This window comes from Candidatus Eisenbacteria bacterium (assembly GCA_016867715.1).
GTDB lineage: Bacteria > Orphanbacterota > Orphanbacteria > Orphanbacterales > Orphanbacteraceae > VGIW01.
The window spans coordinates 16,914-38,792 of the sequence record VGIW01000005.1 but is presented as its reverse complement, the minus strand read 5'-3'; the positions used below and the strand labels follow the sequence as shown (position 1 = coordinate 38,792).

Sequence of the window (21,879 nt, the reverse complement as noted above, 5' to 3'; positions counted from 1 at the left end):
GAGAGGATCCTCGTGATCCGTTGGGGCCGGCTGGGGGACGTGCTCCTCGCCGCGGCGGCCACGCGGGAGCTCCGGCGGGCGTTCCCCGGCGCGCGGATCGATTTCGCCGTCAAGGAATCGTACCGGGAGGCGGCCGATCTCCTCCCCGGGGTCGATCGCGTGACGGCGCTCGGCGGCGGGATCGCCGGACTCTTTCGCTATCGAAGACCGAGAGGTGAACGATACGGCCTCGTGGTGGATCTTCACGGCGGGGTTCGGAGCCGGGCGCTCGCTGTTCTTCTCTTTCCCGCGAAGGTCGCGCTCTACCCGAGGCTTGCTCTCTCGCGCCGAATGCTCGTCCGCTGGAAGAGGGGGAAGGGGCGCGCGTTCCCGCCGGTCTGGCGCCGCTATCTCGCCGCGCTCGAGAGGATCGGGCTCGCCGTGCGCGAGGAGCCGCCGAGGCTCCGAACGATCGACACGGGCGGCGCGAGGGGAGGAGAGGGGGCGATCGCCTTCGCGCCCGGCGCCGGGCGGGCGACCAAGAGGTGGCCCGCGTCTTCGTTCGCCTCGGCGATGCGAGTGATCGCCTCCAGCGCCGGCCGACCGGTTCTTCTTCTCGGTTCCGAGGCGGAGCGAGGAATGCTCGAGGCGATCGCGCGCGAGTCGGGAACGGGCGCGCGCGTTCTCGCCGGAGCATCGCTCGCCGAGATCGCGGCGAGTCTTCGACGCGCGGCGCTCCTCGTCACGAACGACTCGGGGCTCCTCCACCTCGCGAACGGGGTCGGCACGCCGGTCGTCGCGATCTTCGGGCCGACGACGCCGGAACTCGGGTTCGGTCCGGCGGGTGAGAGGGACCAGGTGGTGTCGGTCGATCTCCCGTGCCGTCCCTGTTCGCTTCACGGCACCGAGATCTGTCCGCTCCCCGATCGAAGCCATGTCTGCATGACGCGCGTTTCTCCCGAGGAGGTCGCGCGCGCCGCTCTGCACATCCTCCGTGACTCGGAGCGGCGGCCCGGGGTACCATGATCCGACTCGTCTCGGGAGCTGCGCGCGGGGGAAGACACGAGGCGCGCGGCCGGCGCAGCCTCCGGTCGATCGGCGCGCCCGATCGAGAAGATCGGCAAATGAAGGGGAACTCCAACGTGCGTGCATCTCGGGGGAACGCGCTTCTTCGGATCGTCTCGGCGGCGCTCGCGCTTTCGTTCTTCGCGGCGGGCGCCGCTGCGTCGGAGAAGCCGTTTGGTCTCGGCGAGACGCTCACCTTCGCGATCGAGTACGGGTTCATCCGGGCCGGGACCGCCGAGCTCCGGGTGAGCCGAGGAGAGAGAGAGGACGAGTGGGTGCTCTCCTCGCGCGCGTGGACGAACTCCTTCTTCGACCACTTCTTCAAGGTGCGGGACGAGGTTCGTTCTACCGTCGACGCGAACACGCTGGAGAGCCTCCGCTTCGAGAAGCGGCTCCAAGAGGGGAAGTTTCGCGACACGGAGATCGTCGTGTACGATCGGGAGAGGGATCTCGCCGTTTATGCTGACGGCAAGGAGATTCCCCTCCTTCCGGGGGCGCGCGACATTCTCGCTTCGTTCTATTCTCTTCGCCGGCAGCGGCTTCGGATCGGGGAGCAGGTCCCGCTCGTTTATCACTCAAGTAAAAAGAACTGGTCGATCCACGTGGATGTCGGGGCGGTCGAGACGGTCAAGGTTCCGGCGGGAACCTTCCGCTGCTTCGTCATCGAGCCGAACCTGAAGAGCGTGGGGGTCTTCCGCCAAACCGGCCGGCTCCGCATCTGGATCACGGCGGACGAGCGGCGCATGCCGGTGAAGCTCGAGAGCAAGGTCGTGTTCGGCGCGTTCGAGGCGGTCCTGACCGAGTATCAATAGGAACGGAGTCCTCTCGGCGCCGGCGGTGCGCGCGCCGAGACACCCGGCCGGATGGAGTCGTTCATGCCCCCGCGGCGCGATCGCTTCGACCGTAAACGGATTCGCTCGGTCCCGGTCGCCGGCATCGGCCACAAGGTTCGGATCGAGCAGTTCGCTTCGCCGATCGAGAAGGATGCGGCGGTCGGCGATCTGCTCCGAAGCCTCCCCGACCTCCTCGCCGCGCGCGATCTGAACCGCGTGATCGATCGGATCGTCTCCGCGGCGCGCGCGAAGGACCCCGTGCTCTTCCTCTTCGGCGCGCACGTCGTGAAGTGCGGCCTCGCGCCGGTTCTCATCCCGCTCATCCGCGAGGGAATCGTGACCGCTCTCGCCACGAACGGCGCCGCGGCGATCCACGACTACGAGATCGCGCGGTTCGGATCGACCTCGGAGAACGTCCCCGAGAACCTGCCGAAGGGGATCTTCGGCATGGCGAGGGAGACGGCGGAGGGGATGAACCGAGCCGCGCGCGAGGGGGCGAAGGAGGGGATCGGCCTCGGCGAGGCGGTCGGCCGCGCGCTCGTCCGCGAGAAGGCGCCGCATCGCGAGCGCTCGATCTTCGCGGCGGCCTACGAAGCGTGCGTTCCGATCTCGGTGCATGTCGCGGTCGGCACCGACATCGTGCACATGCACGAGAGCGCGGACGGCGCCGCGATCGGAGAGGCGACGATGCTCGACTTCCTCGCCTTCGTCGCGTCAGTCGAGACGCTCACCGACCGGAGCGTCGTGCTTCACGCGGGATCGGCCGTGATTCTCCCCGAGGTCTTCCTGAAAGCGGTCGCGATGGTTCAGAGCGCGGGGAAGCCGCCGGCGAAGTTCCTCGCGGTCGACCTCGACATGAACCGCGCCTACCGCCCGACCGAAAACGTCCTCCGCCGTCCCTCCGGCGAGGGGATCCACCTGACCGGCCACCACGAGATCCTGATCCCGCTCCTCGCCGCGGGGATCCGCGGGCGGCTTGGGCGCTGATGCCGCTCTTCCTCTCGGGGGGCGTCGTTCCGTTCCTTCCGCTGCGAGCGGAACGAACGGAACTACGTCCCCGAATCCTGACCCTCTACTGCAGCGGTTTGCCGTCGGCGAGGCGGCGGTCGTACATCGCGGAGAAGTAGCGGCGCCAGGAGGGGCGATTCCGGATCTCGTCCCACCACTCGCGATGGGAGAGGTACCACGCGACCGTCTCGGCGAGGCCTTCGCCGACCGTTCGCTCCGGCCTCCATCCGAGCTCGCTCTCGATCTTTCCCGGGTCGATCGCGTAGCGGAAGTCGTGCCCGGGCCGATCCTCGATGAATCGGATCAACGACTCCGGCTTCTCGAGAAGACGAAGGATCGTCCGCACGATCTCGATGTTCGGCATCTCGCTCCTGGAGCCGATGTTGTACACCTCGCCGAGGCGACCCTCGCGAAGGACCAGGTCGAGCGCGCGGCAGTGGTCCTCGACGTGGATCCAATCGCGCACGTTGGACCCGTCGCCGTAGACGGGGAGAGTCCCGTCCTCGAGCGCGCGGAGGATCATGAGGGGGATCAGCTTCTCCGGGAACTGATACGGCCCGTAGTTGTTCGACGAGCGGGTGATCACGACCGGCGCGCCGTAAGTCTTCGCCCACGCCCTGAGAAGAAGATCCGCCGCCGCCTTGCTCGCCGCGTACGGGCTGTTCGGGCGGAGAGGGGAACCCTCCTGGAAGCTCCCCGAGGCGCCGAGCGAACCATAAACCTCATCCGTCGATATGTGAAGAAATCGGCGGACTTTGCGGCGGGTCGCCTGTTCGACGAGAACGAGCGTCCCCTCCACGTTCGTGCGGAAGAAGGAGCCGGGGTCCTTGATGCTCCGATCGACGTGCGACTCCGCGGCGAAGTGGACGACCGCGTCGATTCCATCGAGGACGGCGGCGACCGCGGCCGGGTCGGCCACATCCCCTCGCACGAACCGGTAGCGCGGGTCCCCTTCGAGACCCTCTACGTTCGCCGGGTTCGCCACGTCGGTCATCTTGTCGAGGTTGACGATCGCAACCTCGGGATGTTCCCTGAGCATGAAGTGAACGAAGTTCGACCCGATGAAGCCGAGCCCGCCGGTGACGAGGATTCTCACGCGCCGCCCTTTCTCATTCGTTCTTGTCCGCCCCCGTCCGGCGCACGAGCTCGCTCGCGCGAAAGAGGGAGGGGAAGGTCCCCGCGTCGGTCCACCATCCCTCCAGCACATCCCACGCGAGATCCCCCGTCTCGATGTACGCGTTGTTCACGTCGGTGATCTCGAGCTCTCCGCGCCCCGACGGCTTGAGCCCGCGGATGATGTCGAAAACCTTATCGTCGTACATGTAGATCCCCGTCACCGCGTAGCGCGACGGTGGATCCTTCGGCTTCTCGACGATCCGGACGATCCGTTCCTCCTCAATCACCGGGACGCCGAACCGCTCCGGGTCCGGCACCTCCTTGAGGAGGATCCGCGCCCCTTTCGGCTGCCTCCGGAAGGCTTCCACCGCCCGAGCGATCGATTTCTCGATGATGTTGTCGCCGAGGATCACGCAGATCTTCTCCCCGGCGGCGAAGTACTCAGCGAGACCGAGCGCCTCCGCGATCCCGCCTTCCCCCTCCTGATACGTATAGTTCAAATGTTGAAGACCAAACTCCTTGCCGTTTCCAAGAAGCGTGAGGAAGTCGCCCGAGTGGTTTCCACCGGTTACGATGAGAATGTCGGTGATCCCCGCGCGGACCAGCGTCCGAATCGGGAAGTAGATCATGGGCTTGTCGTAGACGGGAAGGAGATGCTTGTTCGTAATCTTCGTGAGGGGATAGAGCCTCGTCCCGAGGCCGCCCGCGAGGACAATCCCTTTCATACGAGGAAACCTCCGCGCCCTCCGGGCGATCGGGAGAAGGTCGCTCCGTCCGCGAACGGCGCGGGGGAGACTACCGGTTTCGGATCCCCCACTCGGAGAAACCGATCCTCGGGTCGTCGTGAGGGGCTCGATGCTCGTCGTCCGCATCGTATTCTCGGTTCGTAAAATAGACGAGAAGGAGATCGTCCCCCGGAAGGACCTCGTACCCGTGCGCGACCCCTGCTGGGATGCGAACCGCCTTCGGATAGAGCGCGCCCGCGAAGATCGAGTTCGCGAAGCCGCGCGTCTCCGATCCCTCCCGGAAGTCGACGAGCACGATCCTGGCGGTGCCGGCGATGGGGCAGAAGATGTCATCCTGCCGCTCGTGGTAATGGAACGCCTTGATCACCCCCGCGCGCGTCCGCGTGAGCGAGGCTTGACGGACTTCGAAGCCCGCGGCGATCGGTTCGCTCGCTCGCAGGATCTCCGCGAAATGGCCCCGGTCGTCGGGAAGGACGTTGAGGGGCCGCACCACGACCCCCCGGATCAGCCCCTTCTCGTCCGGCTGCCCCCCCCGAATCACCGCGTGGCTCTTGACGGTCGACAACCGAACGCTCGGAACGCTCATCGTGCGCACTCCTCCGGACGGTGATCATACGCGGCCGGAGCGCGTGCTGTCCAGGGGATTCAAAGGCGCTCCGGGCGCCGCACCCGGGGATTTCCTCTCGGCTTCCGCCCCTTTCTCGTTGTTGACTCCGAAGGCCGGCTTTGGTATTCTTGTTTTGGCGATGGTGCCGGGCATCGCGGTTCGCCGCACCCGGTTAGGCGGCTCCCACGACCCGCGGCGAGCCTGCGGACCGTCGCTTTCCGTTCCCTCTCACCAAGGAGGCAGCCTACAGGACCTTTGCTAAAGAGCGCGGACCGAAGCGGCAACCTCTCCGCAGACTGCGGACGCCGAGTTCGGACATCAGGCGAGGATGCACGAGGCCGGAGCGCGGAGGAGCAGTCGAATTGCTCCTCGAGCCCTAAGATCCGGGGCGGGACGAGAGGCTCTTTGGCAGAAACGGCTGGCTCGATTCGTCAAGACGCGATCGTTTGCGCCGAGAGCGAGGCTCTCCGGGAGACCGGCGAGATCGCCGAGGGCGGGCGCACGCTCGCGGACGCCTTCGGCGAGGGGGGTTCTCCGATGGCTCGCGAGACAGGGGCGGGGCGCGTCTACCCCGCGGTGAAGCGAGGCTCGGACTTTTTCGCGGCGTCGGTCTCCCTTCTCCTCTTCTCGCCCCTCTTCCTCATCATCGCCCTCCTCGTCAAGATCGATTCCCCCGGCCCTGTCTTCTTCCGCCAAACCCGCATCGGAAAGAGCGGAAAACCCTTCAGGTTTTTCAAGTTCCGGTCGATGATTCGAGATGCGGAGCGCCACAAGGCGGCGCTCCGCGATCTGAACGAAGCGGAGGAGCCGCTCTTCAAGATCCGGAGGGATCCGCGCGTGACCGCGGTGGGGTACTTCCTTCGAAGGACGAGCCTGGACGAGCTCCCCCAGATGATCAACGTGTTGAAGGGGGACATGAGCTTGGTCGGACCTCGCCCGCATCTCCCGGAGGAGGTCTCCCGCTACCGGGAATCCGATCGCGAGCGCCTCAAGGTCGTGCCGGGGATCACGTGCCTCTGGCAGGCGACGAACCGCCGCTCCACGCAGTTCCACGAGTGGATCGACTCGGACATCGAGTACGTGAGAAAGCGATCTCTCTGGCTCGACTTGAAGATCCTCTGGAAAACGCTGATCATCGTGATCTCGTTGAAGGAGGCTTCGTGAACAGACGGTATCTCGCCGCGGCCCTCGGGTTCGTTCTCCTCGTCGCATGTTTCGGCGCGTGCGGGTCCAGGCCCGGTTTCGAGGAGGACTTCACGCGCCTTCCCGAACCGAAGGGCCTCGAGAGGGAGCTGACCGACGAGGAAATCGAGCGACTCAGTGAGGAGGACGCGGCCCGCCGCCGCGAGATGCTTCGCGAGGAGATGCGCCTCTACATCGAGTCGGAGGAGGAGGTCGAGCTTCGTCCGGAGCCGATCGAGTACCGGCTCGTCGCGCGGGATCAGTTCTCGGTTCGTTTCGTGAACCAGCCGAGCATGAACGGGGAGTTCACCGTGCGCCCGGACGGGATGGTCTCGTTCGACCTCCTCGGAGATCTCCCCGTGGCGGGGCTCACCCTGCGCGAATTGGCGCGAACTCTGGAGGAGTTGTACGCCGTCTATCTTCGGGATCCGATGATCAACATCGTGGTTCGCTCATTCGAAAACCAGCTCTTCTTCGTTCTCGGAGAGGTGAACCGCCCGGGACAGTACCCGCTCCTCCCGCCTCTCACGCTGAGCCAGGCGATCGCGCACGCGGGAAGCTGGACCGACAACGCGCGCATGGAGAACGTGATGGTGATCCGGATGCGCGAGGATCGGAGCGCCTTCGCGTTCAAGGTGAACTTGAAGGAGGCGCTCAAGCGCGCGCCGGAGGCCGATCCGTTCTTGACGCATATGGACATCGTGTACGTTCCGGCGGGGCGCGTGGCCTCCGCGCGGAACTTCACGACGCGGTTCTTCGGCATCATCCTGCCGCCGATCGACGCAGCATGGAGGACCGCGATCTTGACGGGCTATCGCTAGGAGGAGGAGTCCCGACTTGGCGCCGAACACGACGATCCGCGCCCCCCTGGAGCCGGCCGAAGAACGCGCCGCTCCGCAGCTCACCGGACGCGACGTCTTCAAGGTTCTGTTTCGGAGGAAGTGGATCATCCTGATCCTCTTTCTCTCCACGACCGCTTTCGTCGCGTTGAACGCGAGCCGGATTCCGACCGAGTATAGCGCGGTGGCAAAGGTCCTCTTGAACCGCGGGATGCGGAACAGCGCCCTCGACCGGAACATCTCGCTGCTCACGTGGGACGAGACCGTGAACTCCGAGCTCCAGATCGCCGAGAGTCAGCCGGTCGTCGACCGCGCGCAGCGCATCTTGAACCAACGCGCGATCGAGGAGGGAGTGGAGGCGATCGAGATCGATCCGGCGATGGTCCGCTCTCTTCTCCTCGGCGAGTCGAACGTGATCGGCCTCAGCTACATGTCTCTCGACTGGAACGAGGTCCGTCCGGTGGCGAACGCGCTCGCCCAGGCGTACGTCGAGGTGCACGACGAGCTTTTCGCGCTCCCCGACGCGCGCCAGTTCTTCGAAGAGAAGGTGGCCGAGGCGGAGAAGGACCTTTCGGACCTGCGCGACCGGAAGAAGCAGGCGCAGGAAGCGGGTTCCATGGTCCGCATCTTCACCCAGCAGGACTACGTGATCCGCGCGATCTCCCTCACGGGCGACAAGCTCGTCGATGTCGAGAGGGAGCTCGAGGCCCGCAAGACCGAGATCGAGGAAATGAGGCGCCTCTTCTACGAAGAGGGATTCGACAGCCCGTTCGAGATCGCTCAAATCGAGGACCAGGCCGGAACGCTTCGCATCCTCACCGACCTTCGGGCCAACCTCGCCCGCCTCGAGCAGGAGCGCGTCGAGCTCCTTACTCGCTTCACGGATCAGCACCCCTCGGTCGTCGCGCTCGATGAACGGATCGCGGATCTCAAGGAGAGGGTGCGCACGGAAGCGGAACAAGTCCTTCTCCTGAAGGAGCACTCCCTGAACGCTCTTCGGGCCGAGGCGGGTCGTCTCCGCGCCGAGATCGCCGACCTCCAGGTTCAGCTCGCCGTGTTCCCCGAGGCCGAACGGGAGATCGAGGCGCTCGACCAGGCGATCGATGTCGCGCGCGCCAACTACACGAAACTGCTCGAGAACCGGATGGCGATCGACGTGGCGACCGTGAGCTCGCGGGACTACACCCTGACGCTCCTTTCCGAGGCGGGGTCTCCCGTTGCGACGAACCCGAGGGATCCGATCCGGCTCGCCCTCGTCCCGGCCTTCAGTCTTCTCGTCGGGATCAGCCTCGCGTTCTTCGTCGAGACGATGGATCACTCGTTGAAGAGCCGGGAAGACGTGGAACGGCACGTGGATCTCCCCGTGCTCACGTCGATCCCGAAACGCAAGGGATTGAACAACAAGGCATAAAGAATCGACATGAGCAAGATCTACGAAGCGCTGCACAAGGCAGGGAAGCCCTCTGACGAGGGACGCCCCCCCGAGGGGGAGGTCCCGATCCGGGAGGAAGCCCGGGGACGGCTCGGCGCGCAGCTCCGCGAGGTCTGGAACCGGTACGAATCGCTCCACAGCGCGCTCGGCAAGGCGCTGGGCGGCGTGACCGGCAAAGCGATCGTCTTCGCCTCCTCGGTCGAGGGGGAGGGGACGTCGACGGTGATCGCGGAGTACGCCGCCTCCCTCGGACCGACGAAGGAGCGGGCGACCCTCCTCGTCGACGCGAACTTCCGCTCGCCGCGCCTCCACGAGATCTTCGGGGTTCCGAACGAGAAGGGGCTCGCCGACGTCCTTCTCGGCGTCTCCGACCTCGCCTCGGCAGCCGTGCGCCTGGGCGAGGAGAACCTCTACCTTCTGCCGACCGGCGTCACGACGACCTCGCCGGGCGCGCTCGTCACGATCACGCGCATGACGCGCTTTCTCGCCGAGGCGAAGGAGCGCTTCGCCCTCGTTCTGATCGACGCGCCCCCCGCTATTTCGTTCGCCGAAACGACGATTCTCGCGTCGGTCGCCGACGGGGTCGCCCTCGTCGTCGAGTCGGACCGCACGAAGAGGGAGATCGTGAAGAGGGCCAAGTCCGCGATCGAGGAGGCGAAGGGGAACATCCTCGGGGTTGTCCTGAACCGAAGACGCTACGTGATTCCGGAACTTCTTTACCGGTATCTGTAGGGAAGGCGGCCGGGAACCCGTGGTTCCGAGCGAAAAGGAGGAGAGGAGCGGTCCTCTTCGGTTCGCGACCTCGCCGGACCGGGAGACGGACCTCTTCTACCGAAGTCTCCTTCGGCGAGCGGCCGAGGAGATTCGGAAAGAAACGGAAGGACGCGGTCTCGTCTCGGTCGTTCTCTCTGGAAGCCTCGCGCTGGGCGAGGGGAGCGCGTACGCCCTGGAAGAAGGAGGGTTGCGCCCGGGAAGCGACATCGACCTGTATCTGGTCACAGAGGAAGAGAACGTTGGGGAGCTGAGCGCTCGGATGGTCGGCTTCCGAGAGCGGCTGCTCTCTCTGCTCGGGGTGCCCGGGCTCGTCGTCGATCTGGGCGTGACCTCGCCCGATCGCTTGGCCAAGCTCCAGCCCTCGGTGGCGAACTGCCTCCTGGTCCGCTTCGGCAAGATCCTCGCCGGGGACCCGGAAACGCTCCGCCTCGCAAGCCGTCCCCGTTTCGAGGAGATCCCGCCCCGGGACGGTTTTCTTCTTCTCCTGAACCGCGCGACGGAAGAGCTCGCGGAGTTCCGCGCGCGAGCCCCGCGCGGCGCGGAGGAGAGGGACTTCTGGTACCGCTTCGGGAAGACGGTTCGGGACCTCGGGACGAGCGCGCTCGTCGTCGCCCGCTCGTTCCGGCCGACCTTGCGGGAGAGGAGGGAGGCGCTCCCCGATTTGTTGAAGCGTGAACCGATCGAGGAGCGCGCGCCCGGCTTCGGCGAGGACCACGCGTTCTGGTGCGAGCAGAAGGAGCGCCCGGACCTCGAAGAGGCCAGGAGACGATACGGGAACGCGGGGGCTTTTCGAGAAGCGCAGGCGAGGAAACGGAAGTACGTCGATGCGCTCTGGGATTGGGAGACGGCGCGCATCTTCGGCGCGCGGCCCGGCGCGGCCGCGGAGGAGGCGATTCGGGGCGCGGATCCTCTCCGGAGAAGAGCTCGCGCGTGGATCCGCTTTATCCGGCGGGAGGGAGCGGGAGGGCTCGGCTCGCTCGTGCGCGCGCTCGAGCGCGGGCTTCCGGCGACGCCTCTCGCGGCCAACTACGCGGCGGCGGTCCTTCTCCTTCGCGCGTCCGGCCCTCTGACCGGTGAGGAGGAGAGGACGAGCGACCGCGCGTTCCTCGCCGAGGCAGGGCGGATCGCTCCGGTGGGCGCGAACGGAAAGGACGCGTTCGCACGGCGCTGGCTCGCCCTTCGCGGGAGCGTCTGCGGGTACTGGAACCGGGAGGTGATGGGGGGGAGCCGCCCCCCGCTCCCCGTGGAGATGCCATGAGGCGCCTCACGATCGCCGTTCTCATCGATGCGTTCGGTTGGGAGGTTCTGAAGGCTCATCCGTTCCTCCCCGAACTCGAGCACCGGAAACCCCTCCGCACCGTTCTTGGGTTCAGCTCAGCCGCTCTCCCCTCGCTCCTCAGCGGACGCCGGCCGGACGAGCACGGTCGTTGGTTTCTCTATCGCAGAAACCCGTCCGAGACTCCCTTTGGTTTCGCGCGCCTCCTCGCTCCCCTCGAGAGCACCCCCGGGGTCGGGAGGCGCGCGCGAACGGCGTATGAGAGGTGCTTCGCCTCGTTCACCGAGATCCGCGGCTACTACCATCTGTATCAGGTCCCGCTCCGGCTCCTCCCTTGGTTCGACCTTCCGGAGCGCCGCCCGGTCTTCGAGCCGGGCGCTCTCGATGGATTCCCCACCCTCTTTGACCGGATCGAGGAGCGCCGCATTCCGCATCGGGTCTGGTTCTGGCGCACTCCCGAGGATCGGAATTTCGAGGAGCTTCTCTCCTCGGCGCGCGCGGGGGACGTTCCCTTCCTCTTCTTCTATGCCTTCGCGCTCGATGGGACGATGCACGAGCACGGCACGAGGTCCCCCGAGACGCGCGAGCGGATCCGGCGGTACGAGGAGCGCCTTCGCGCGGTCCTGGACGAAGCGAAGAGGCGCTTCGACGAGACGACCCTTCTTCTCTTCAGCGACCACGGGATGGTCGACGTCGAGCGGACGATCGACCTCATGCAGCGCGTGCGCGCCCTCCCCTTCCGCGAGGGGAAGGACTACCTTCCATTTTATGATTCAACCTTTGCCCGCTTCTGGTTCCGAAACGGCGAGGCGGAGCGAAGCATCCGCGCGCTGCTCGATGAGACGGAAGGAGGACGTCTTCTCTCTACCGACGAGGAGAAGCGGTACGGCGTCTACTTCCCGGGGAGAGAGTACGGGGAGTCGATCTTCGTCGCCGACGCGGGGACGGTGATCGTCCCCTCGTTCATGGGATCCGCGCCGCCGGCCGCCATGCACGGATACCGCCCCGAGGAGCGCGGCTCGGACGGATGCCTTCTCTCGAACCGGCCGATCCCGGAAGGGGTTCGGTCGATCCAGGATCTCGCGTCTCTGGTGGAGGCGGAAGCGGCGCGCGCGCACGGCGGGATGGAAGATGGAGACGAGCGTTGAGCGGAACGCTGGCCAAGGCCTCTTCGGCGGTCCCGTGGAGCCTTCTCGCGAAGGCGCTCCGGTTCGGTTTCTCGCTGGGGGCGTCGATGCTCGTCGTGCGTCTTCTCTCGGCGGAAGCGTACGGAGAGCTCGCGATCGTGCGGACGGCGCTCGCCTTCGCGGCGGCGATCATCGGTCTCGGGATGGGGAACGCGATCCTTCGCTATCTCCCCGAGCGGGAGTCGAGCGGCGCGGGATCGCTCCGGCTCCTTCGCTTCTGCGGCCTTCTCCAAGCGGCGGGTTGGGTCCTCTTCGTCGCTCTCGCGTTCGGGCTCCGGGGGACGATCGACGCCCTCTACGGGACGCCGATCGGCACCCCGCTCCTCGCGGGGCTCGCGCTCCTCTCGGGGAACCTGCTCTTCTCCCTCGCGATGAACGCGCTAAACGCGACGTTCCAAACGAAACGGCTCGCGTTTCTTCAGGGCTTTCTCAGCGTCGCCATCCTCCTCCTCACCTGGGGTGCGCTCCGAGCCGGGTGGGGAGTGATCGGCGTGCTCGCGGCGACCTCGTTGCCGCATCTTCTTCTCGGTCTCGTCGCGGTCGCGCTTCTCCGGAAATCGCTTGCCGCAAGGCCGGGCCCGCGGGAAGGATCGAGAATCGCCCGCTACGCCCTACCGCTTCTCGCGATCGAGATCCTCAACCTCGTCACCTGGCGCCAGTCGGAAACGCTTCTCCTCGGCCACTTCCGGAGCGCTGCGGAGGCGGGGATCTTCGACATCGCGTACCGGCTCCCGCAGCTTCTTCTCGAGTTCGTTCCGGAGACGATCTGGCCGCTCGTTCTCGCCGCGTTCGTCGAGGTGTACACGAGAGACCGCGCCCGCCTCGCGGAAATGACGCGCCACTACTTCCGGCTTCTCTTCCTCTTGGTCACGCCGATCACGCTCTTCGGCGCGTGTTACGGGGATCTCCTCGTGCGGGTTCTCTACGGCGCGGAGCGCGCCGCCTCGGGCCCCTACGCGCAGATCTTCTTCGTGATCTTTCACGTGTCCTTCTTCGGGACCCCGTACTCGATGGCGCTCTATCTCTTGGAGAAGACCGGCGTGAACCTCGCGCTCTCCGCCCTCTTCGCGGCGGTGAACCTCGGCGTCGATCTCCTGCTCATCCCGCGCTACGGCCTCCCCGGGGCGATCCCGGGGGTCGCGCTCGCGGTCGGGATCTCGCCGTTTCTCCGGGGCTGGGCGGTGCGGAAATACTACGGACCGATCGGCATCCCTTGGCGCTTCCTCGGAAGGTGCTATCTCGCCTCGGCGGTGCTCGTTCTCCTCGTTCCGGCGCGCCCCTACGCGGGCTCGCCGCCCGGGTTTCTCGCGCTACTCGTCGCGGCCGTCGTGCTCTTCGCGATCGCCGTCCGTTGGGTCGGGGTGTTCGGGCCGGAGGAGCGCGCGCTTCTCGAACGGTCGAACGCCCCCGGGAAGCGGCTTCTCGCGCGCTGGCTGTTCCGAAACAGCGACTCGCGTTGAGGATGGAGTCTTCGCATGTACCGTAACAAGACCGTCTCCGCAGTGATCCCCTGCTACAACGAAGAAGAGGGGGTCCGGCACGTGATCGAACGGATGCCCTCCTTCATCGACGAGATCGTGGTGGTGGACAACAACTCGACCGACCGGACCGGCGAGGTGGCGCGGAATCTCGGGGCGCGGGTGATTCACGAGAAGAGGAAGGGGTACGGGCGCGCGTACAAGACCGGGATCCCCGCCGCGAAATCGGAGATCGTCGTCACGCTCGACGGCGACGGGAGCTATCCGGTCGAGGAGATCGCCCCGCTTCTCGACCATCTTCTCGACGGAGGCTTCGACTTCGTGTCGGCCTCTCGATTCCCTTTACGGAAGAAGGGATCGATGCAGATCATGAACCGGTTCGGCAACTGGGTGCTGACCGCGGCCACTCTTCTCCTCTTTCTCCGGGCGATCCGGGATTCGCAATCGGGCATGTGGGCGTTCTACTCGTCGATCTACCCGAAGATCGCCCCCGGTTCGGACGGGATGGCCTTCTCGGAGGAGCTGAAGATCGAGGCGATCCTGGCGAAGGACGTGCGGTTCGGCGAGCACCCGATCGACTACCACGAGCGAATCGGCGAGGTGAAGCTGAACATGTGGAAGGACGGCATTCAGAACCTTCTCTTCCTCGTGAAGAGACGGTTCGGCGGACCGAGGAGATCGTGAACCGATGAACGAAGGGAGATGGATCCGCGGCGCGCTCTTCGCCGCCCTTTGGGGCGCGGCGGCGCTCGGGAGCTCGCTCCCGGCGGAAGCTCGCTTCCCGGCCGCGTTTCTCGCGCTCGCGCTCTTTCCCGGATGGTGGATCGCGGGACGGCTCCGCCCGGGAAGCCCGCTCCGCATCCGCATTCCGCTCGCGTGGGGAATCGGCCACGGCATCCTCGCTCTTCTCGTTCTCGCGTTCCACGTCGCCGGCCTTCCGCTCGGAGCCCTTCTCGCGCCGTTCCTCCTTCTCGGCGCCTGGAGCGCGTGGGCCGGCGACCCTCCCGGCGCGGAATCGAAGAGGGACGCACGCCTCTGGCCTCTCGCCGGCATCGCTCTTCTCCTTGCCCTGACGACGAGCCCGCGCGAGGGTTTCTGGACCGACGCGCCCGATCACATCGGAACCGTCCGATTCCAGATCGCGCGCGCCGATGTCTTGCCGGGCGAGTACTTCCACAAGGGGCGGGAGGCGCTTCTCGATCCGCGGAAGGGGACGAACCACACGCTCTTCGCGCTCGCGTGCGCCTTGTCGAGAACGGACCCCGGGGACGCCTATGCACTGTTCGGAAAGATGCACATCGCCCTTCTCGTGCTCACGATCTTCTGGCTTGCGGGAAGCGTGTTCGGAGGGCGGACGATCCCCTGGGTCGCGGCCGGGGCGTTCCTTCTTCTCTGTCGCGCAGGTCTCGAGGACGAGTGGTTCGCCGCCGCCGGCTATCCGGGGAAGGCGGGGCCGCTTCTCTACATCCAGGCGGCCGCGCTCGCGATCGAGAGTTCCCGGCGGAAACGGAAGACGCGCGGAACTCTTCTGGCCGTTCTCCTCGGCGCGGGAACTGCCGGCGTCCACGCCTTCAGCGCGATCCTCGTTTGGCTCGGAAGCGGCGCGCTCGCGGCGGGGCTCCTTCTCGTCCGAAGGCTCCGCTCCGAGGCGCCCGGGGCGGTTCACTTCCTGGCGGGGAGCGTGATCGGCGCGCTTCCGTTTCTCGTCTTCAGGCTCGTTCACGCGTATCCCCCGTCGAACGCTTTACATCTGCACCGTCAGGGGGTTCTCCTTCTTCCCGGAAACCTTTCGGTGATCGATCCGATCACGCTCGCCCAGGTGATCGGGCTCGCCGGGTTCGTCTCCTTTCTCCTGCTCCCCTTCGTGGCGCCGCCGGAGCGGCCCTTCGGAGCGGGCGAGGTCTTTCTCGTCTCGGCGTCGCTGGTCGTTCTCCTCCTCGTCCTGAACCCGCTCTTCTTTCCGCTCGTCGAGGAGAAGGCCGGGTACCTCGCGCGGAGGATCCCGCTCCTCGTTCCGTCCGGGTTCGTGGCGGCCGCGGCGATCCGCGGGGGGTGGGAGGGGAGACGACGCGCGCGCGCTGCGCTTCCCGCCCTCGCCGCCCTCCTCGCGGTAGGAGCCACGGTTCTCTCCCCGGCGGCCCGGGCGGAGCCGCGCCGCGATCTCCCGCTCGGAACTCCCGAAACCAGAATGGATTGGGAGCTTCCTCTCGAGCGGATTCTCGATCGCATCCCGGTGGGCGCGGGTCTCCTTTCCGACCCGGTGACCGGCTACACCCTTTTCGGGAAGGGCCTCGTCCACCCGGCGGCGATTCTCGACCAGCACTCCTCGCCGAACGACAAGGAGGCGCCGCGCCGCCTCGCCGAGAGCCAGCGCTTTCTCCTCGGCCGCCTCTCTGCCGGCGCGGCCGACGCGATTCTCGATGATCATGAGATCGATTATGTACTCATCAACGAACGATTCCCGCGCGACTTTCGAACGTACAACGTCGCGATCCGGCGCGAGTCGTTCCGCTCCTGCCGCGAGGCGATCGAGAAACGCCCGGAGCGCTTCGAACGGATCGACGCGCCGGAGGGCTTGTCGCTTTGGAAGGTCCACGGCCCCCCCGCCCCGCACGAGGAGGATTCCCCGCGCGCCGATCCTCCGCTCGGGAGACCACACCTCCGGCAGCCGACAGCGGCAGGCCTCGTTCTTCTGGAGGCCCGGTACGGCGCCGAACGGGCGAGACCGGGCGAGGGAGGAGTCCTGATCACCCGCTGGGAGCTCACGGGAGAGGACGCCGGGGCGGTTCCGGTCCAACTTCATGTGCGCGCGCAGCCTCTCGGAATGCGCGCACCCGAGCGCTTCGCGCTTCGGAGGGATCCGGCGCGGCGCCAGTGGAACGCGTTCTTGCTCGGCGAGCCGGACTACCCGTACCTCCTCTGGAGGGAAGGGGACGTCGTCGCCGACAGCCATTTCGTCCGCGTCCCCTCCGATCTTCCGCCGGGGATCTACGAGATCGAGGCGGCGGCGGACGAGGCGCGTTTCTTTCCGGTGCGAAGGATCCGAGGGCTCGAACGCGGCGCGATCCGAACCGGATGGACCGTCCTCGACACGCTGGAGGTGCTTCCGTGAGGCCAAACCCGGGGCGTTTCGGCGAGCGGGTGCGGAGCGTGCGGCCGGAGGTCGTGGGGCTCGGCGTCTCTCTTCTCGTTGCGGCCGGGATCGGGTTCATCCTCTCCGGACAGATCCTCAGCCCGAGCAAGCGGATGATCGAGTTCCTGATGGGCGCCGCCGTCCTCGTTGCGGCGTTCCTATTGCCGAGCCGCTGGTCGGTCGGCTTCATGCTGTTCATCATCCCCTTCCCGCAGTACACAACGATCGGAAGCACCACGGTCATCTTCGCGTTCATTATTTTCGCGTTCTGGATTCTCCGCGTGGCTCTCGGATACGAGAGAAGGCCGATCACGTCCGGGCTCGAGGTTCCGCTCATCCTTCTCACCCTCTGCTACGTGATCTCGTTCGCGGCGGTGGACCCCGGACACTGGGCCCAGGCGGTGGCCAAGTTCCGCATCTACATCTCGTCGATTCTCATCTTCTATCTGGTGGTGAACCTGATTCGGACGGAGAGGGACATCCACTTCGTCCTGAACGCGCTTCTCGTATCGTTCTGCTTCGTCACGCTCGTGGCGATTGTGGAGCTATGGCTGCCCCGCTACGCGTACGTTTTCGAAATCCTCCGCGTGAAGAGCGTGCAGATCGCTACCGTACAAGGGATCCGCGTCGGCTCGGTCTTCGGGGATTACGAGATGTTCGCGGAGTATCTCGCGATCTTCATCCCGATATTGCTCATCCGTGTTCTGAACGAGAGGGCCGTGCTGAAGCAGCTCGTCTGGACCCCTCTCCTCGGGATTGCGATCATGCTTCTTCTCGCGACCGCAACGCGCGGAGCCTTCCTCAGCCTTATAGCAGGCATCGTCTATCTCGTTTGGATCGCCCGCAAGATCATCAACTACCAGAAGCTCCTTCCGGTTCTCATCACGGCGTCCTTGATCTTCTATGCTTCCGCCCTCGTCCTGGACAGGTACACGGAAACGGCCTCGCTCTTCGGCCGGTTGGGAAAGACGAAGTTCATCAGCGGAATGCCGGACACGCGCGCACAACGGTGGAGCGAGGCATGGGGACGCATCAAGGAAAGCCCCTGGATCGGCTATGGCCCCTTCTATTTCCAGGGCGTGGATGAGAAGAACGTCGATCACCAAGACCCGCACAGTCTCTTTCTGTTTCTCGCGCACACGATCGGGATCCCGGGCGCCCTCGTCTTCTATTGGATGCTGTTTCGCGCGTTTCGCATGAGCTACCGCGCGGCGAAGCGCTACGCGACCCAGCGGAGCGAGCTGGCGTACACCGTCGTGCTCTTATCCGGGATCCTCGTGATCTTCTTCGTGGACGAGATCAAGATCGCGTTCCTGCGGTACGAGAACACGCAGCATTTCACATGGACGATGCTCGGGCTCCTCGTCTCGGCGAGCCGCGTCGCCGTGCGGAGAGCCGACGAAAGGGAAAGGGCACGCCTTGAAGCAGAACCGGAGTAGCGGCGACATCGCGGCGGTCCTCGCGGGCGCCGTCGCGCTCCTCGGGTTCGCGGCGACGTTCGTCCCGCTCGGACCCGAACGGATCCGGTTCCTCGCGGTGGCGGGGGGGATCTTCTTCTCGGTCGGCTACGCGCTTCTCTCCGCCGCAGGGGGCGCGCGCGACGCAAGGAAGGAACACGTGCTCGCGCTAGCCTTCCCCGTCTCCTGCGCGGTCTCCTTTCTTCCACTCTTCGCGGGGGAGCTTGCGGGGGCCGGCACGAGGATCTTCGCTTGGCTCGTCCGACCGCTCCTCCTCGTTGCCTCCGTGGTCCTTTTCGCGCGCGCGCGGAGGACCGTGGGGGAGACGCCGCCGGCGCTTCTTCTCTTCGCGGTTCTCATCGCGGCCGCGGCGCTCGCGAAGGGGGGCCTCGTGACGCTCCCGAGCGACGCTCTCGACCACATCGCCGTCCTCCGCGAGATTCAGGACACGGGGGAGTGCTTCCCCCTCACGAGCTACTACGCGAAGAGCACCGACCAGCGCCTTGACTCGCGGAAGGGGTTCGTCCTTCCGGCCGCGGCGGCGGCCGGCTCGCTCGCGGGAGTCGGGGCTCGCGCGGTTCATGACACGCTCCCCGCGCTCACCGCGTTTCTCTTCGCGCTCTCCTTCCACGCGCTCGCGCGGGAGAGCCTCGGCCGGAGTAGGGCGGCGGTTCTCGCTCTCGCCTTCGCCGTCCTCTCGTGGGAGGGAGGCGTGTTCGGCGCCTGGTTCGGACGGAGCGCATCTCCCTACCTCTTCGCCGCTCCGGCGGTCTGGTGCGCTTTCTGGCTCGTGCTCCGCGCCGTGCGAGAAGGGAGAGCCCCCGCGGTCGGCCTCTTCCTCACCGGCTTCGCGCTCATGGGGATCCACGTCTTCTCCGCGGTCACCGCGCTCCTTCTCGGCGGGCTCTACTGGATTGCGCTCGCGATCGCGCCCGCGGGGAGAGGCGCGCGCAAGCCCGCGCTCGTCTCCCTCGTCTTCCTCGCCGCCGGCGCCCTTCCGATCGGAATCTGGAGGCTCGCGACGAGCTACCCGCCGCTCGACCCGATCCACACGCACCTCCAAGGGATCGTGCACGTGACCGAACGTCTCTACACGGCGAACCCACTTCTCGCGTTCGATCGCGTAGGGCTCTTCGGCCTCGCCGGCATTCCGCTCGCCCTTCTCCTCCTCCCCCGGGCGGGCCAGGATCGCGGGGTTCTCCTCGCCGTCTCGACGGCGCTCCTCCCGTTCCTCCTCATCCTGAACCCACTCCTCGCGCCGCTCCTCGTCCCCCTCGTCGGATACCTTCTCGGGCGGATCGTCTGGTTCGGCGGGCAGTTCCTCGTGCTCGGGTTCTTGGCCGCGCGCTGGACGGAGACCGCCGCGCGCGGGAAGCCGGCGCCGCGGAGGATCGGCGCGCTCGCGGGGCTTCTCGTCCTCTCTGCCCTCTTCGCCGGAAGCCTTCGCTCGGCGGACGCCGAGGACCTCCGGATGCGCCTCGCCGCGAAGCCGTGCCGGCTCGCCGACGCGCCCAGACCCGAGGCGTGGAGCGATCTCTTCGCGTTCATGGAGAGGGAGCTTCCGGCGCGGGCGGCGGTGGCGACCGACCCGATCACCGGCTACCTGATCCCCGCCTGCACGCCGCAGAAGACGATTGCCGTTCTCGAGCAGCACAGCTCGACCGGCGACCCGCTCGCGCCAGAGCGCGTACGCGACATGATCCGGTCGATGAGCCCCTACGTCTCCGGTGCCGAAACCGCGCGTATTCTCAAGCATTATGATGTCGATTATGTACTCATCAACTTCCGGCTTCGCGATCGATACACGAGCTACCTCGCGAGCCTCGATCCCGGACTCTACGAGCCGACCCTGGAGAAGTTCCGGCGCGATCCCAAGCGCTACCGGGAGATCTACGCGCGCGACCGCTGTCACCTGTTCGCGTTCCGCTATGATGATGCGGAAGGCGGAGGGGAAGAGACCGCGGTTCTCTCCGCCCGCGTCGAGGCGCTTCCGGCCGAGGCCTCGCGCGCGGACCATCTCTTCCCGAACCGCGTTCGTCTCGCGGGGGCGCTCGCGTCCCCGGACACGATCCACGCGGGAGGAACGGTCGCGCTCGCCTGCTACTGGTCGAAAGAAGGAGAGACCGACGATCCGCTCCCACACAAGGTCTACCTTCGCCTCGTGCAAGCCGGAGGCGCGGCGGGCGGCGCATGGGCGAAGTGGGAGCGGAAAGCCCGCGAGATCCGAACCGGCCGGCTCGCGCGGGCGCGAACCATGCGGAACCTCCTACGAGGGGCCTATCCGCCCGAGGAATGGCCGGTCGGAGCGCTCGTCGCGGACACGATCCGATGGACGATTCCGGCCGATCTCGAACCGGGCCTCTACGACCTCGAGGTCGCCCTCCGGCGGTCCTCTTTCATTCGAAACTACTATCTGCGGGACTTCGTGAGCGAACGCGATTCGTTTTCCGGAGTCGCCGTCGGACGCCTCGTCGTCCGGCAGGCCGCGGGCCCCCCGCCCCGTCTCTCCGGCGAGCGGAAGGGGACCGATCCAAGAAACGTTCTCGAGCGGGCCGTCCGGCCCCCGTTTGCCCCGGAGAATCGGAATCGTGCGGAGAGCGGGCCGGACCTCTTCGCGAACGAGAGAGGCGGGGGAGGACCCGCCCTTCGAGGAGCCGAAAGATGTCGATACCGTTCGTGGACTTGAAAGCACAGCTTCGCAGCATCGAGGGTGAGATCCGGGGCGCGATCGACACGATCCTGGAGAGCACGAGCTTCATCGGCGGCAAGCCGGTCGCGGAGTTCGAAACCGCGTTCGCGTCGTACGTGGGGGCGCGCTTCGCGGTCGGAACGAGCTCCGGAACTTCGGCGCTTCAACTCGCTCTCGTCTCCTGCGGGATCGGGCGCGGGGACGAGGTGATCACCGTCCCGAACACGTTCATCGCGACGACGGAGGCGATCACCCAAGCGGGAGCTTCGGTCCGGTTCGTCGATGTGGAACCCGAGTTCTACAACATGGATCCGAACGCCCTCGAGGACGCGATCACGCCGAAGACGAGGTGCATTCTCCCCGTGCATCTCTTCGGACAACCCGCCGACATGGGGCCGATCCTCGAGATCGCGGAGAAGCGCGGCCTCGTCGTGATCGCGGATTGCGCGCAGGCGCACGGGGCGCACTATCAGGGGAAGAAGCTCGGGTCGCTCGGGCGGGCCGTCTGCTACAGCTTCTATCCGGGAAAGAACCTCGGGGCCTACGGCGATGCCGGAGCCCTCGTCACGAACGACGAAGAAGTCGCCTCGCACGTGCGCCTTATGGTCGATCACGGGCGCGTCGAGAAGCACGACCACACGATCGAGGGATTCAATCACCGCCTCGATGCGATCCAGGCCGCGATTCTCAGCGTCAAGCTGCGCCATCTCGAGGGATGGCTCGAGAAACGGAGACGCGCGGCGGCGCTTTACAAGGAGAAGCTCCAGGGGCTTCCTCTCGTCCTCCCGAAGGAGGGGGAGGGGAGGCGCCACGTCTATCATCTCTTCGTCGTTCTCTCCGAGGAGAGGGACCGGCTGAGGGAGCGGCTCGCCGAGAAGGGGATCGCGACCGGGCTGCACTATCCGATCCCGGTTCATCTCCTCAAGGCGTACCGGCATCTCGGCCATCGGCCGGGGAGCTTCCCGCGCGCGGAGCGGGTCGCGAGCCAAGGGTTGTCGCTCCCGATGTACGCCGAGCTGACCGAGGCTCAGATCGACGAGGTCGCGGGGGCCCTTCGCGAGGCGCTCCACGCCTAAAG

At 66.5% G+C, this 21,879-nt stretch carries 18 protein-coding genes; 15 read left to right on the top strand and 3 right to left on the bottom strand.

Going from position 1 to position 21,879, the window contains the following annotated elements; genetic code table 11:
* Positions 1-12 precede the first annotated feature (12 nt).
* The 3 genes from FJY73_02075 (at position 13) to FJY73_02065 (ending at position 2,864) form a co-directional block, all read left to right on the top strand.
* Positions 13-1,005, top strand: a complete 993-nt coding sequence (locus FJY73_02075) for a glycosyltransferase family 9 protein (GenBank protein ID MBM3319445.1) — start codon at positions 13-15, stop codon at positions 1,003-1,005.
* A 116-nt stretch (positions 1,006-1,121) separates the two neighbouring features.
* A complete protein-coding gene (locus FJY73_02070; protein MBM3319444.1) occupies positions 1,122-1,856 on the top strand; it encodes a DUF3108 domain-containing protein in 735 nt (244 codons plus the stop codon).
* Positions 1,857-1,919: 63 nt separating this feature from the next.
* Positions 1,920-2,864 carry a hypothetical protein gene (locus tag FJY73_02065; protein ID MBM3319443.1) on the top strand — a complete coding sequence of 315 codons (945 nt, stop codon included), beginning with the start codon at positions 1,920-1,922 and terminating at the stop codon, positions 2,862-2,864.
* Positions 2,865-2,949: 85 nt separating this feature from the next.
* Here FJY73_02065 and rfbB read toward each other — a convergent pair whose 3' ends face one another.
* From rfbB to FJY73_02050, 3 genes are all read right to left on the bottom strand, one after another.
* Positions 2,950-3,981: a dTDP-glucose 4,6-dehydratase gene (gene rfbB / locus FJY73_02060; GenBank protein ID MBM3319442.1), complete on the bottom strand. Its 1,032-nt coding sequence runs from the start codon at positions 3,979-3,981 to the stop codon at positions 2,950-2,952.
* A gap of 13 nt (positions 3,982-3,994) precedes the next feature.
* Positions 3,995-4,726, bottom strand: coding sequence for an NTP transferase domain-containing protein (locus tag FJY73_02055; protein ID MBM3319441.1), 732 nt, complete (start codon positions 4,724-4,726; stop codon positions 3,995-3,997).
* 70 nt (positions 4,727-4,796) lie between these two features.
* Positions 4,797-5,333: a dTDP-4-dehydrorhamnose 3,5-epimerase family protein gene (locus FJY73_02050; protein ID MBM3319440.1), complete on the bottom strand. Its 537-nt coding sequence runs from the start codon at positions 5,331-5,333 to the stop codon at positions 4,797-4,799.
* A 558-nt stretch (positions 5,334-5,891) separates the two neighbouring features.
* On the opposite strand from FJY73_02050, the gene FJY73_02045 reads away from it, so the two are divergent.
* Genes FJY73_02045 through FJY73_01990 form a run of 12 tightly spaced genes read left to right on the top strand, consistent with a single transcriptional unit; the run spans position 5,892 to position 21,877 of the window.
* Positions 5,892-6,518, top strand: coding sequence for a sugar transferase (locus FJY73_02045; GenBank protein ID MBM3319439.1), 627 nt, complete (start codon positions 5,892-5,894; stop codon positions 6,516-6,518).
* Positions 6,515-7,357 carry a polysaccharide export protein gene (locus FJY73_02040; protein MBM3319438.1) on the top strand — a complete coding sequence of 281 codons (843 nt, stop codon included), beginning with the start codon at positions 6,515-6,517 and terminating at the stop codon, positions 7,355-7,357. Before FJY73_02045 ends, FJY73_02040 begins: the two co-directional genes overlap by 4 nt.
* 16 nt (positions 7,358-7,373) lie before the next feature.
* Positions 7,374-8,786 (top strand): hypothetical protein, encoded by a 1,413-nt coding sequence (locus FJY73_02035; protein ID MBM3319437.1) that lies wholly within the window; start codon positions 7,374-7,376, stop codon positions 8,784-8,786.
* Positions 8,787-8,795: 9 nt separating this feature from the next.
* Entirely contained in the window at positions 8,796-9,539 is a 744-nt protein-coding gene (locus FJY73_02030) for a CpsD/CapB family tyrosine-protein kinase (protein MBM3319436.1), read from the top strand.
* A 19-nt stretch (positions 9,540-9,558) separates the two neighbouring features.
* Positions 9,559-10,839 carry a nucleotidyltransferase domain-containing protein gene (locus tag FJY73_02025; protein ID MBM3319435.1) on the top strand — a complete coding sequence of 427 codons (1,281 nt, stop codon included), beginning with the start codon at positions 9,559-9,561 and terminating at the stop codon, positions 10,837-10,839.
* Positions 10,836-12,005 carry an alkaline phosphatase family protein gene (locus FJY73_02020; GenBank protein MBM3319434.1) on the top strand — a complete coding sequence of 390 codons (1,170 nt, stop codon included), beginning with the start codon at positions 10,836-10,838 and terminating at the stop codon, positions 12,003-12,005. The genes FJY73_02025 and FJY73_02020 overlap by 4 nt, the downstream gene beginning before the upstream one ends.
* Positions 12,002-13,504, top strand: a complete 1,503-nt coding sequence (locus tag FJY73_02015) for an oligosaccharide flippase family protein (protein ID MBM3319433.1) — start codon at positions 12,002-12,004, stop codon at positions 13,502-13,504. Before FJY73_02020 ends, FJY73_02015 begins: the two co-directional genes overlap by 4 nt.
* Positions 13,505-13,519: 15 nt before the next feature.
* The gene (locus FJY73_02010; protein MBM3319432.1) at positions 13,520-14,206 is read left to right on the top strand and encodes a glycosyltransferase family 2 protein; all 687 of its coding nucleotides are present in this window, start codon (positions 13,520-13,522) and stop codon (positions 14,204-14,206) included.
* A 4-nt stretch (positions 14,207-14,210) separates the two neighbouring features.
* Positions 14,211-16,634 (top strand): hypothetical protein, encoded by a 2,424-nt coding sequence (locus FJY73_02005; protein ID MBM3319431.1) that lies wholly within the window; start codon positions 14,211-14,213, stop codon positions 16,632-16,634.
* Positions 16,631-18,094 carry an O-antigen ligase family protein gene (locus FJY73_02000; GenBank protein MBM3319430.1) on the top strand — a complete coding sequence of 488 codons (1,464 nt, stop codon included), beginning with the start codon at positions 16,631-16,633 and terminating at the stop codon, positions 18,092-18,094. Before FJY73_02005 ends, FJY73_02000 begins: the two co-directional genes overlap by 4 nt.
* Complete coding sequence (locus tag FJY73_01995; GenBank protein ID MBM3319429.1) at positions 18,075-20,798, top strand: hypothetical protein; 2,724 nt, start codon at positions 18,075-18,077, stop codon at positions 20,796-20,798. Before FJY73_02000 ends, FJY73_01995 begins: the two co-directional genes overlap by 20 nt.
* Positions 20,774-21,877: a DegT/DnrJ/EryC1/StrS family aminotransferase gene (locus tag FJY73_01990; GenBank protein MBM3319428.1), complete on the top strand. Its 1,104-nt coding sequence runs from the start codon at positions 20,774-20,776 to the stop codon at positions 21,875-21,877. The genes FJY73_01995 and FJY73_01990 overlap by 25 nt, the downstream gene beginning before the upstream one ends.
* Positions 21,878-21,879 lie beyond the last annotated feature (2 nt).

Bases quoted from the DNA above. Each gene is read 5' to 3' on its own strand.
- FJY73_02065 (MBM3319443.1), top strand. From the start codon at position 1,920: ATGCCCCCGCGGCGCGATCGCTTCGACCGTAAACGGATTCGCTCGGTC.
- FJY73_02055 (MBM3319441.1), bottom strand. From the start codon at position 4,726: ATGAAAGGGATTGTCCTCGCGGGCGGCCTCGGGACGAGGCTCTATCCC.
- FJY73_02050 (MBM3319440.1), bottom strand. From the start codon at position 5,333: ATGAGCGTTCCGAGCGTTCGGTTGTCGACCGTCAAGAGCCACGCGGTG.
- FJY73_02045 (MBM3319439.1), top strand. From the start codon at position 5,892: ATGGCTCGCGAGACAGGGGCGGGGCGCGTCTACCCCGCGGTGAAGCGA.
- FJY73_02030 (MBM3319436.1), top strand. From the start codon at position 8,796: ATGAGCAAGATCTACGAAGCGCTGCACAAGGCAGGGAAGCCCTCTGAC.
- FJY73_02020 (MBM3319434.1), top strand. From the start codon at position 10,836: ATGAGGCGCCTCACGATCGCCGTTCTCATCGATGCGTTCGGTTGGGAG.
- FJY73_02010 (MBM3319432.1), top strand. From the start codon at position 13,520: ATGTACCGTAACAAGACCGTCTCCGCAGTGATCCCCTGCTACAACGAA.
- FJY73_02005 (MBM3319431.1), top strand. From the start codon at position 14,211: ATGAACGAAGGGAGATGGATCCGCGGCGCGCTCTTCGCCGCCCTTTGG.
- FJY73_01990 (MBM3319428.1), top strand. From the start codon at position 20,774: ATGTCGATACCGTTCGTGGACTTGAAAGCACAGCTTCGCAGCATCGAG.